The sequence below is a fragment of the Thermocladium modestius genome, from assembly GCF_055398215.1.
In genome coordinates this window covers 1,570,322-1,582,271 of the sequence record NZ_AP043731.1, presented here as the reverse complement: position 1 = coordinate 1,582,271, position 11,950 = coordinate 1,570,322, and the positions used below count along the sequence as shown (strand labels likewise).

Here is an 11,950-nt window from a genome sequence, read left to right as displayed (position 1 = left end):
TGTCATTTCTCCATTACATTCAACCTGACCCCCTCCCCCGCCCTTAAGGGCGAGGCTCGTCGTCATTTCATCAAGGCCTGTATTCATCTCATTTTCGAAATTAATCCCGTGGGCCGCCGCGATCCATATGCATTGGGCTGTGCTGCAATGCTTATAAATTATTTATTTGACATAAATAACCTATGAATAATAACGAAAGGCCGGGCTGGGAAGAACTGGAGTCGCTGGACGCCGGCGGATTGGGCATTAATCAATGGATGGCAATAATATCGATATCTCTGGGAATGTTCCTATGGGGCTTCCTGCTGGCGCTGGCGCCCCTGACCACTCGATGGCCCTTCGTGCCGCAAGACATGGTTGAATACGTCCTACTATCGGCGCCGACCGCATTAACTGCGGGTAATCTAGCGGTAGGCAAGCTCTCGGACTCGTATGGCAGGAAGTATACCTTCATGGTGACGCTCGCGCTCTACGGCATTGGTGCATTGCTCATATTATCCGCCAACAACGTGTATGGATTAATGGCTGGAATAGCGATGGCCGAGTTTGGCCTAGGAGGAGAGGAGCCCACCGCATTGGCCTATCTGGCCGAGATGATGCCGACAAGAAGGAGGGAGGAGGTGCTCATTGGTGTGACCAACTCGGCTAACATAGGCGCGGCAGTGGCCGCCGTCTTGGCCTTGGTAACTAGCATGTCAATTAACCTACAGAGGGAATTCTACGGCGCGACCATAGGGGTGGCCCTAGCCATAATGCTGTTGACTAGATTTATGATACCGGAATCCTACCGCTGGATGCTGTTCAGGTCAAGCAGGAAAAACAACTTAATTGGTTCAAGCAGCCTAAGGCTGAGGATATTCGTCCTTGCATCCATGGCAATAACAATCGTGCTTACCTACGCTCTACTGGCCTTGGTAATGGGACCCTACTTATTTCCGAGGTTAACATCATGGATAGTGTTCTTATATAACCTGGGAGAGGCCGTGGGCGGCGCGGTAGGCATAATAATGCTTAGGAGGATCGGCGTCAAATCGTTTACCTTAATGGCTTACCTGGGGGGATTCATAACGATGATGTTATTCATACCTCAATTGCTGCTCATGCCTAGCAACTTAATGACCTTCCTGCTACTGCTGCTGATCAACGGCGTATTCGGAGAGCTGGGCTGGGCCGCTAGGGTTGTGCTTGAACCGGAACTATTTCCGACCAGGACCAGATCCATTGGGATTGCGGCTGTTAGGGCCTCGGCCTATGTCATATACATGGCGTCTATCTTCTTCACGGCTGGCTTCACAATAAATGAATATATAATCTACAACGCCGGATTATGGGGACTGGGTTTCGCTGCCGCATTGACGTGGTACCTAGCCGGCGTGGAGACCAGATTCAGAACGCTTGAGCAGGTAAACGAGGGAGCAAGGAATGCTTGATTCAACGCGTGCATGCACGGAATGCGCGGAGCCCCATCGATCGCAGCCAAAAATGGAAAAGGAAAATCACTTGATTGAGGCATGACTCCCCTCACGGCGAATGCGCAGGCGAGGTAGATTCAGAAGCCGAGGAGCGGGTCCTTGGATGGGGAGTCGCGGGGGCGATCCAACGCCCTGGGCATGCGCGTCGCGCCACCACCGCGTCGTTTGGCATGCCTTAATCTATCTAATGCTTAAAGCTTATTTACCTCATTTATTCCAATAAACACATGAAGTATACATACATGTTCGATGAGGCTAATCCAGATGACGTGAAGCTGCTGGGAGGCAAGGCATCCGGCCTGGTCATGATGACCAAGCTGGGCCTCCCCGTTCCTTATGGCCTGGTGATAACCACTCAAGCGTGCAAGAAGTATTACAGGGACAATAAGCTGCCGGATGGATTGATGGAGGAGGTGAGGACGGGCATGCATAGAATTGAGGAGAAGATGGGAAGGAGGTTCGGGGACCCCGCCAACCCACTGCTGGTCAGCGTCAGGTCGGGCGCGGCGGTCTCCATGCCGGGCATGATGGATACGGTGCTGAATTTAGGGTTGAACGATGAAACAGTGAAGGGCCTAGCCAAGTACATAAACAGCGAGCACGCCGCGCTTGACGCCTACAGGAGGTTCCTCTCCATGTTTGGAAAGATAGTGCTCGGAATAAAGGAGGAGAGATTCAATGAATCGTTGAACAAGATTAAAGCCAAGTATGGAGTTAAGGAGGACCCCGAGATACCGGTGGAGGGATTAAAGGAATTGATAGAGGAGTACAAGGCCATATACAAGGCTGATGTTGGGTACTTGGTGGAGGACCCCTGGAAGCAGTTGGAGCTGGCCATAGATGCCGTCTTCAAGTCATGGAACTCCCCCAGGGCGAAGTTCTACAGGGAGGCCAATAGGATAACTCCCGACATAGCTGATTGCACCGCGGTGGCCATAGTGTCGATGGTGTTCGGCAACGCCGATTGGAGATCAGCCACTGGCGTGCTGTTCACGAGGAACCCATCCACGGGAGAGAACGAGCTGTACGGCGAGTACCTGCCGTACGCCCAGGGAGAGGACGTGGTGGCGGGGATCCGCACGCCCAGGCCAATATCGAAGCTTAAGGAGGACATGCCGGAGGTCTATGATGAGCTGTATAAGTACTCCAAGATGCTTGAGAGGCATAAGAAGGAGGTGCAGGACGTGGAATTCACCATAGAGAAGGGAAAGCTCTGGTTCCTCCAAACCAGGAATGCCAAGATGGGACCGATAGCGATGGTGAAGACAAGCATGGATATGTACAAGGAGGGCGTGTTAACGAGGGAGGAGGCCGTGATGAGGGTGAAGCCGGACCACATAACTCAAATGCTCTACCCACGAATAGACGAGGCGAACGCCCCGAAACCCCTCGCCAAGGGCCTCCCATCATCCCCGGGAGCGGTGAGCGGAAGGATCGTGTTCGACCCTGACTCCGCCGTTGAGTGGGCCAGGAAGGGAGAGAAGGTGATACTGGCCAGGGAGGAGACCAAGCCAGATGATGTGCACGGCTTCTACGCGGCGGTGGGCATACTGACCAGCAGGGGAGGCATGACGAGCCACGCGGCCGTGGTGGCCAGAGCCATTGGGAAGCCGGCCGTGGTGGGGGCGGAGGAGATACGCATGGATTACTCCAGGAAGGAGATGCGAGTCGGCGACTCCGTCCTGAGGGAGGGGGATTGGATCACCATAGATGGCTTCAGCGGCAACGTTTACGCGGGGAAGGTTGGAACGGTGGAGCCCAAGCTGCCCAGGGAGTTCTTCGAGTTCCTAGACCTGGCGGACTCCGTGTCCATATACGGCATAAGGGCCAACGCGGACACGCCGGAGGATGCATCGATAGCCAGGAAGTTCGGGGCGAGGGGGATAGGGCTTCTCAGGACGGAGAGGATGTTCAGGGCGCCGGGACGACTGGAGCTGTTCAGGCGCATAATACTGGCGGAGAGCGAGGAGGAGAGGAAGTCGCTGCTGGACGAGTTAATCCCAATGCTGAGGCAAGACTTCATGGAGATACTGGGAGTAATGGAGGGGTTGCCGGTCACGATAAGGCTATTCGACCCGCCCCTCCACGAGTTCCTCCCCAGCCTCGACGAGTTGATAAGCGAGGTGGAGAGGGCCAGGGCGAGGGGAGCCCCGGATAAGGAGAAGGAGAGGATGCTGGCCAGGGTTAGGGCATTAATGGAGGCTAACCCGATGATGGGGCACAGGGGAGTTAGGCTTGGAATAACCTTCCCTGACATATATAGGGCGCAGGTGAGGGCCATACTGGAGGCCGGGGTGGAGCTGGCCAAGATGGGGAGAGACGTTAGGGTTCAGATAATGATTCCCCAAGTGGCCGAGGCCAAGGAATTGGATTACGTCGTGAGCAACGTCGTGAAGCCCACAGCCGAGGAGACATTCAAGGCCAGCGGGCGATCCATTGAATTCAAGGTGGGAACCATGATGGAGACCGTCAGGGCGTGCTTGACCGCCGACGAGGTGGCGAGGCGGGTGGATTTCATGAGCTTCGGAACAAATGACTTGACCCAGGCAGTGTTCAGCTTCAGCAGGGACGACGTGGAGAACAAGTTCATGAGCAAGTACCTGGAGCTTGGCTTGCTTCCCTACGATCCCTTCACCACCATAGATGCCGGAGGGGTGGCGAAGCTGATGAAGATGGCAATAGAGCTAGCCAGGAACGCGAAGAAGGACATCGAGATAGGCATATGCGGGGAGCATGGGGGAGACCCCAAGTCGATAGAGATACTTGGATCTGCCGTGGGCGACGGGCTCAATTACTTTAGCGCATCGCCCTACAGGGTTCCAGCGGCCAGGCTGGCGGCGGCCCAGATCTCGCTTAAGGTAACCGGGAGGGCCCCAAAGAAGCACGAGTATTGAGCGTGCTTCCGCCGCAGCCATTAATTCAACGCCTTCCTCTTCATTACTTAAACGGACCAGGCTGGACTAGCCCTCGATTCTCTTGCCCATGTCATACAGCAGATTACGTAGGCTGTAGACCAACCTGTACTCCCCCACGCCCAACTCGCCCAGCCTCTTCCTTACCGTTTCCTCCAGTATCTCCTTGCTGGCGGCGTGAATCATGAAGTAGCAATTATAATCCCACTTACCCGGGACCGGTATCCTCTTCACCACGTGGGTCGACTCATCTATTAATGCCGCGCCCTCGCATTGGGCATCGGTGGCGTTGAACACAACCATTGAGTTCTCTCTTATGCCCACCGCATCCGGGTCGAACATTGCATAGAAATCCCGAACCACGCCGCGCTGCCTCAAGTCGCTCAGCAGATCCACCAGCTTGCCGACGGGCATGTCAACGATGGCCGCCGCCTCATCGAATGGCCTCTCCACTATCTTTATCGACCTTATGGAGTCGAAGAACTGCCTGGGCAGGCCCGTGTCCTCTATCGTTGGAACAGTCTCCGGTATTATCCTCATCTTGGCCCGGGAGACCCCCCTCAACACATCGAACTTAACATCTATCTTATAGGTCCGCTCCGCGTAGAGTATAACGTGGTCCTCTATGGAGAACTCATCCACTATCTTCCTTACCTTGGATTCCAGCTCGGCGGTGGTGGGGGCCTTGGTCACGTACCAAATGCTGTACCTGGGATGATCCCTCAGGAAGTTATGCGTAACCGTCTTATCCAGGTTTATGGCAGACGCCACCCTATCCACCCTATCCAGGGGAACCCGGAGGCCCACTAACGCCGCTATTTGCTTCCGTGCCTTATAGTTAGTCAACGCTCCTATCCTCCTCAACTGATTCCTCTCCTTAGCCTTGGAGAGAGCATCCATTACCCAGGACTCGCTCTTACCCAGCCTCTTACCCAACTCCTCGAAGGGCCTATCCACTATTGGAAAATCGTACTGAGCCTCCATAACCAGCTCCGCGAACTCCGGATCCATGCGCTCGCCTATTGCCGACCTCTATAAATAACTGATAAGCCGGCGGTGATAGCGATAGGCGGAGGAGCAAGATTTAAAAGGAGAAACATCACGGCAAGACACGCGTATCCCACCATTAATGAGGCGGGGGCCCGGCGTGTAGACCACCAAGCCCCCAGAATCAGTGGCAGAACCAGTCCAAGCCTTTCATATAAGGGAAACAATAAACTGGTTAAATAATACATGATATTCACGTCTCAGGGCGGGGGCTGTCTTATGGTTGGATGAATTGCGTGTCCAATTATTGGTAACGCTATTAGCTTCCCCATTCTATAAGGTTTTCAACCGATCATTGCTGCTGGATTCCTTGAATGGGGTGTTTCAATTTAAATAGCAAGGTTTTTTAACTTGAAACGAGTAAGTACCTTATGTCCATCCGCATTGTGACGTTCGATGTATATAATACATTGATAAGGTACACGGATAAATTGAGGAGCGAGGTGGCGAGCAACGTTGCCAAGTACTTCAATAAGTTGGGCTACGAGGTCTCGTATAATGCAGTGCTTGAGTTCTACTTGGCCGTTGAGAGGGAGGTGAAGGCGGCTCGAACCAGCAGTATGGCGCTGTCCCCGCCCGCGGAGAACGTTAGGCAGCTCCTAATGAAGGTGGCCAAGAAGTACGGCATAAGGCCCAGCGATAGATACATATCCGATCTGCTCAACGTGATTTCGGACACGGTGATCAACAGCGTCAACATGTCGCCCATAGAGGGCGCCTCGGAGGCATTGGCCATATTCAAGGAGGAGGGGTGGCGGGTCGGGCTTGTGTCCAATGTGGTGTTTTGGCCAGGCAAGGCGTCCAGGGCCGTGCTGAACAGGTTCGGGCTTGAGAAGTACATAGATTACGGCGTCTTCGCCGACGAGGTGGGCTACGCCAAGCCTCATCCCTACATATTCGACACGGCCGTCACAATGTTGGCAGAGGGCCGGGAGCCGGACGTCGTGATGCACGTCGGCGATAACTTCGCGGAGGACTTCGCCGGCGCATTGATGTCAGGGGCAGTGGCTGTTCTCTACGATGAGGAGGGCGAGTACATTAGGGGGGCCGGGAGCCCCCTGGAGGCGATTAAGTGCAGGGGATACGTGATAAGGAAGACAATGGATTCGACGCTGGTTCCCCACATGCTGGATAAGTGCTAGGAAAAACCTTAAAAAATGAGCCTAAAATGGGAGGTTTAGGGCCGGTAGTCTAGCCTGGAAGGATATCCGCTTGGCATGCGGGAGATCCCGGGTTCAAATCCCGGCCGGTCCACCAATGTTATCCTATCGTAAAATCAGAAATGGGGGGAAGGGGCGGATTTTCGCTGAAAAACTGCTCGGGGAATGATTGGGAGGAGCCTTTAAAACCCGGGCCTAAGTGCTAATGCATGCTGTTTGGTTCGATAAGGGACGTGCCGAGCAGCGACGTGGGGTCCACCATAAGGGGAACCCGCGGGTTCCGCATTCAATGGTTGATAACAAAGGAGAATGGTTCATCAAAGTACGCCGTGAGGAGATTCACGGTGGAGCCCGGCGGCAGGATGCCGCTGCACAAGCATAAATACACGGAGGCGGTCGTAATATTGAGAGGCGCGTTGAGGGTCAGGATAAACGAGGAGGAAAGGGTTTTGGGGCCGGGCGATTTCTTCTTCACGGGGCCGGGGGAGCCGCACTCCATCGAGAACGCCGGGAGAGATGAGGCGGAGTTCATTTGCACGATATCGTATGAGGACGACATGTCGATAACAGTGCTTGAGTGAGTTACATGTACTCCCAGATGCCCTTGCCCTTGTAGTTATAGACTATGCTCTTATACGCCGTTACTGACTCTATCGTGTAGCCCACGCCCTCCCTTCCCACTCCTGAGTCCTTCCTGCCGCCGAACGGGAAGTAGCCTATGCCGTGCTTCGGGTAGTCGTTTATGTATATGGCCCCCACCTCAAGCAGCCTCATTAATTTCCGTATCTTGTTGATGTCCTCCCCGAATATGGCTGCGTCCAGTCCATAACTGCGGCCGTTGGATAGGCGAATGGCCTCATCTATGCTGTTCACCTCAGTTATGGCCGCAATGGAGGCGAACACCTCCTTCTTGTAGAGATAGAGGCTGGGGAGCACGTCCTTGCTCACCTCAACCAGCGTCGGCTCTATGTAGTTCCCCCTCCTGGTTCCCCCATGCAGGATCTTACCGCCCTTGGACACAGCGTCCTGCGCCGCCTTCACTACCTCCTCCGCGGTGGCCTCATCTATTAGGGGGCCCATGGTCACGCCGCTCTCCCTTGGATCCCCCACCCTCACCTTGCTCAGCTCCTCCACTATCCTCCGCTTCAACTCATCGTATACCGGGGGCTCCGCGAATATGAACTTTATGGAGTCACAACGCTGGCCCGCATAGCTGGTGATCCCGGTAACTATCTTCGACGCGGCGGAGCCTATGTCGGCATCAGATAGAACTATTGCTGGATCGCCGCCGCCCAGCTCCATTATGTACTGCTTAATCCCGCCCGCTTTAATGACCTCCAGCCCGGCCTCGGTGCTGCCCGTCAGGGACACCACGGACACCCGCGGATCTGAGACGGCCCTACTCATCTGGGAGCCGGGGAGCGTTATTATGGAGAGGGCTCGGCGGGGGAAGCCGGCCATCTCCAGCACCTTGGCGAACATTAGGGCTATTATGGGGGTGGAGGAGGCGGGCTTCACCATTATGGCGTTGCCGGCCACCGTTGAGTACACCACCTTATTGGCCACATCGAATAGAGGGTAGTTGAAGGGGGTTATCGCCAGCACCACGCCCAGCGGCTCCCTCTTTATGACGGCCTCCGCCTCCAGGGTCTCCGTGCTCCAATCACCTGGAACGTACTCTCCGTATATCTTCCTCACGTCCAGGTCGGCTACTCTGAGTCTCTCAGCCGCCGCCTTGACCTCGCCCTCGGCGGCCGGGTATGTCTTTCCATTATTCAACACCAACACGTCCACGAAGTAATCCTTGAACTTAAGGAGGAGGTCCGCCGCCTTATGGTAGATCTCCAGTCTCTTCTCGCCCGGCGTGTCCCTTATGTCGAACCTGCCCTCATCATGCATGCGTTGAAGCGCGGCGTCTATGGCTTGGAAGTCCAGCCGCGGCACCTTGGCCAGCAGGCTCCCATCTATGGGGCTGCGCACGTCCTGCACCTCGCTTGCCTGCACCCACTCCCCGGCCAGGTAAGCCTTGAATACGGGTACTCCATTCCTTACCTCATATATGCCGCTGAATTCCTGTGGTAATTCCTTCATAATGAGGGGACTTCCCTCCTTCAATTTAAACCTTTAAGGTAACACCCGCCTATCCGGTCCACACTGTGCGTCTCAAGTGGACGGATAACACCTTCCCCTACTCCACGCCGAGGGGTCCTAGCACGTTGAGCGAGCCGGGGACGTAGGGGCAGAGAGGATCCTCCCCCAACGGGTCCCCGTTCTCCACGAATGCCCTGGACCTGGAGCCGCCGCACATGAACCTATACTCACACGAGCCGCACCTGCCCCCGAACTCAGCTCTCCTTATCGCCCTCAACACGGGGTTATCCCTGTATATCTTTACGAGGCCCTCCTTCCTAACGTTGCCCAGGGAGAGGGGCAGGAAGCCGCTTGGGCTGACCGTCCCATCATAGCCAATGAATATTATGCCATTCCCATCCCTGGTCCTGGCGAATTGGGGCTTGGCCGGCGGGCCAGGTGGTTCTCCCACCAACTCCTCCAGGCCGCGCCTCAATTGCTTGTAGAGCGGGCCGAGACTTATCTCAGCCCTTACCTTACCCGACTCAACGGCGTACCGCTGAAGAACCGCCCTTCTATGGAACGGCGCCTCCACGGTCCTCACCTGCACGCCGAACTTCGAGGCATCGTATAGGAAGTTAACCACATCCTCCGCCTCCGCCGGATCAAGGGACTCCAGCCCGGTTCCGCGGCCCACGTGTATGAGGAAGAAGACCTCCCACGCGTTCGCCCCGCTGTCCCTCACCAACTTGAAGAGGAGGGGGAGCTCCTCGACGTTCATCTTCATGACCGTCGAGTTGACTTGAAACGGTATGCCGAATTCCCTCAGCATCTTCATGGCGGCCAGCGTCCTCTCGAAGTGCCCCTCCACTCTCCTCACGAACTCGTGCGTGGTCGGCGATGCGCCGTCCAGGCTTATGGAGACGCTGGAGACCCCCAGCCTCTTTATCTCGGCTAGGTTCTCGTCGTTTATAGACGATGATACCGCCGGCGACAATGCAGTGGGCACCCCCAGGTCCCTGGCGTGGCCTATCAGCTCGAATATATCGCTCCTCATGAGGGGGTCGCCGCCCGTGAACACTATTATGGGGTAGGGCCTCCCGAAGCTGGCCACGTCCTCTATCAAGCGATGCCCCTCCTGGGTGGTCAATTCCCCGGGAAGCGGCTTCAATATGGCGTTAGCCCTGCAATGCCTACAGGAGAGGGGGCAGGCCTTTGTGGTTTCCCAGAAGACCAGGATGGGGCGCTCGTTTAGATCCAACGGCATGGATCGGCGAATCAACGAATAGTTTAAATAGCTTCCTCAAGAGACCAGCTCAGTGTTGAGACGGGGACGGTCCGATCAGTGACGAGAAGTTCCACGCACTGCATCAATGATGGTCAACGCGATGAGTACTCACCGTACTGCTCTACTATTGTCTTCAACAAGTTAATTGAATTCTCATCGTAATACTTGGATGAAGAGATCACCAGTATCCTTTCATCCTTCAACTTTATCAAGTACTCATACACCCCGTTCCTGACCCTCATCAAGACGCTCGCCCCCAATTGATCCAGCAACCCAGCCGAGCCGCTGTCCACAGAGCCGCTGCTCTCCACCACGGAGCCGCCGGCCACTATTGCTATGCCATCCAGGGACAACAACTCCCTCAACTCATCCAGCGAGGATGGAATGTAACCCACCTGCGCGTAGGCATACTCTATGTGGGACTTAGACATCCCCCGCACCTCCTCCCGCACCTCCTCCAACTTCTCGCTCAACTCCTTCAAGGCGGACCACAGCTCGCTCACCTGCGACTCCAGCCTACCCAGGGAATCGGGCGGGGGAGGAGGGGGAGGAGGGGGAATGGGCCTTACATCGCCCGCTGGCCTCGCCGCTTGGAGTCCCTGCTTGGGTGGAGGCGTTGATGATGGAGAGGGGGGAGGGGATTGAGGGGACCTCTGCTGGTTCGCCTTGGATTGCTGGGGCGTTTGTGCCTTGGATTGCTGCTTTGGGGCTTGCCTCTGCCCTCTCTGCCTCAACAGCAAAATCACTAGAACGGCCGCGAGGGCCACCGCTAGGGCAGCTATTATTTCAGGCATGAATGCAAGTAATGACATAGGGGATAGATAATAAGAAAAGTTTTTATATCTATCTGTGAACAAGGAGGCCTCGAATCTATTTCTTGATCGACTCAATCGCCTCAATCAAAAGCTTGACTCCCCTTCTTGCCTCCCCGACCGTGGTCTGAGACACGCTCATGCGCAGCCAAGTGGTGAAGCCGCCGGAGACGGAGAAGAAGCGGCCCGGCATGAAGGCCACTCCCAGCCTCAACGCGGCGCGGAGCAATTCCTCCGTGTCCACCCCGGCATTCAACCAAATGAAGAAGCCGCCAACCGGTTCCTGGAAGGAAACGCCGGAGGCCTTGAGGGCCTCGGAGGCGGCTGCCAGCTTCTCCCAGTAAAGCCGCCTAGCCCTCTCAACGGATTTAACCATCAATCCCCGCCTCAGGAATTCGGCGGCTATCAATTGCGTGATGGGGGGCGTGGATATGGTGGTCGCGCTCTTCACGTTGGCTAGGGCGGAGGCGGCCTCATTGGTAGTAATTATGAAGCCAATCCTGAGGCCGGGGGCGATTGTTTTGCTGAACGTGGAGAGGTGAATAACCCTGTCGCCGCCTAGCCTCGCCATGCTTGGGGGGAGCTCCGATACGGCTAGGGGGCTGTAGGGGTCGTCCTCCACCACCTGGAAATCGTACCTCTCCGCCAGCTCCAGCACTGCCTTCCTCTCCTCCAGGCTCATTACCCTGCCCGTCGGGTTTTGGAGGGAGGGCATTAGGTAAAGCAGTCGAAGCCCGACCCTAGCCGCTGCCTCCAGCCCATCCAGGTCCAGCCCCTCCTCGGTTAGAGGTATTGGAACGACGCGGGACGCGTATGTCTTGAACGCTGGGAGGGCCACGAAGTACGTTGGGTCCTCCACGGCGACGGCGTCATGGGAGCCCAGGAATGTCTTTCCAATCAGGTCCAGCCCCTCTTGACTTCCAACAGTTACCACCACGCCGCTTGGATCCCCGAAGCCCTTGAGCCTCACTATCTCTTCCCGAAGCTCCGGCAATCCCTGTGAGTCCCCGTACTGAAACGCGGAGGCGCCGCGTTGCTTGACTACTTCCATGGCTATGTCGACTATCTCGGGGAGTATCGTTGATGGATCTGGAATGCCGCCTGCCATGTTTATGACGCCGCCCCTGGCCCAAGACAATATGTCCGGTACCTTGGTATCGAAGTGCGCGTATCTCTCCGATAGCTTCAC

General features: G+C 55.9%; 9 protein-coding genes and 1 tRNA gene. 5 read left to right on the top strand and 5 right to left on the bottom strand.

The window, feature by feature from the left end; genetic code table 11:
- Positions 1-182: 182 nt before the first annotated feature.
- Entirely contained in the window at positions 183-1,430 is a 1,248-nt protein-coding gene (locus ACZ5ZS_RS08155; protein WP_188595580.1) for an MFS transporter, read from the top strand.
- A gap of 269 nt (positions 1,431-1,699) precedes the next feature.
- Positions 1,700-4,366, top strand: a complete 2,667-nt coding sequence (gene ppdK, locus ACZ5ZS_RS08150; protein WP_188595579.1) for a pyruvate, phosphate dikinase — start codon at positions 1,700-1,702, stop codon at positions 4,364-4,366.
- 66 nt (positions 4,367-4,432) lie between these two features.
- On the opposite strand, the gene ACZ5ZS_RS08145 is transcribed toward ppdK, so the two are convergent.
- The gene (locus ACZ5ZS_RS08145) at positions 4,433-5,395 is read right to left on the bottom strand and encodes an Lrp/AsnC family transcriptional regulator (RefSeq protein ID WP_188595578.1); all 963 of its coding nucleotides are present in this window, start codon (positions 5,393-5,395) and stop codon (positions 4,433-4,435) included.
- A gap of 407 nt (positions 5,396-5,802) precedes the next feature.
- Here ACZ5ZS_RS08145 and ACZ5ZS_RS08140 point away from each other — a divergent pair, with 407 nt between their 5' ends.
- The 3 genes from ACZ5ZS_RS08140 to ACZ5ZS_RS08130 all read left to right on the top strand — a co-directional run bounded on the left by ACZ5ZS_RS08140 (position 5,803) and on the right by ACZ5ZS_RS08130 (position 7,172).
- The gene (locus tag ACZ5ZS_RS08140; protein WP_188595577.1) at positions 5,803-6,573 is read left to right on the top strand and encodes an HAD family hydrolase; all 771 of its coding nucleotides are present in this window, start codon (positions 5,803-5,805) and stop codon (positions 6,571-6,573) included.
- A 38-nt stretch (positions 6,574-6,611) separates the two neighbouring features.
- Positions 6,612-6,688 (top strand) — tRNA-Ala (locus tag ACZ5ZS_RS08135).
- Between the two features lie 112 nt (positions 6,689-6,800).
- On the top strand, positions 6,801-7,172 hold the full coding sequence (locus ACZ5ZS_RS08130) for a cupin domain-containing protein (protein ID WP_188595576.1): 372 nt from the start codon (positions 6,801-6,803) through the stop codon (positions 7,170-7,172).
- A 1-nt stretch (position 7,173) separates the two neighbouring features.
- Here ACZ5ZS_RS08130 and gapN read toward each other — a convergent pair whose 3' ends face one another.
- From gapN to ACZ5ZS_RS08110, 4 genes are all read right to left on the bottom strand, one after another.
- On the bottom strand, positions 7,174-8,682 hold the full coding sequence (gapN, locus tag ACZ5ZS_RS08125) for an NADP-dependent glyceraldehyde-3-phosphate dehydrogenase (RefSeq protein ID WP_188595575.1): 1,509 nt from the start codon (positions 8,680-8,682) through the stop codon (positions 7,174-7,176).
- Between the two features lie 97 nt (positions 8,683-8,779).
- Entirely contained in the window at positions 8,780-9,928 is a 1,149-nt protein-coding gene (locus ACZ5ZS_RS08120) for a TIGR04053 family radical SAM/SPASM domain-containing protein (RefSeq protein WP_188595574.1), read from the bottom strand.
- Between the two features lie 113 nt (positions 9,929-10,041).
- On the bottom strand, positions 10,042-10,761 hold the full coding sequence (locus ACZ5ZS_RS08115; RefSeq protein ID WP_188595573.1) for a hypothetical protein: 720 nt from the start codon (positions 10,759-10,761) through the stop codon (positions 10,042-10,044).
- A 58-nt stretch (positions 10,762-10,819) separates the two neighbouring features.
- On the bottom strand, positions 10,820-11,950 hold the full coding sequence (locus ACZ5ZS_RS08110) for an aminotransferase-like domain-containing protein (protein WP_188595572.1): 1,131 nt from the start codon (positions 11,948-11,950) through the stop codon (positions 10,820-10,822).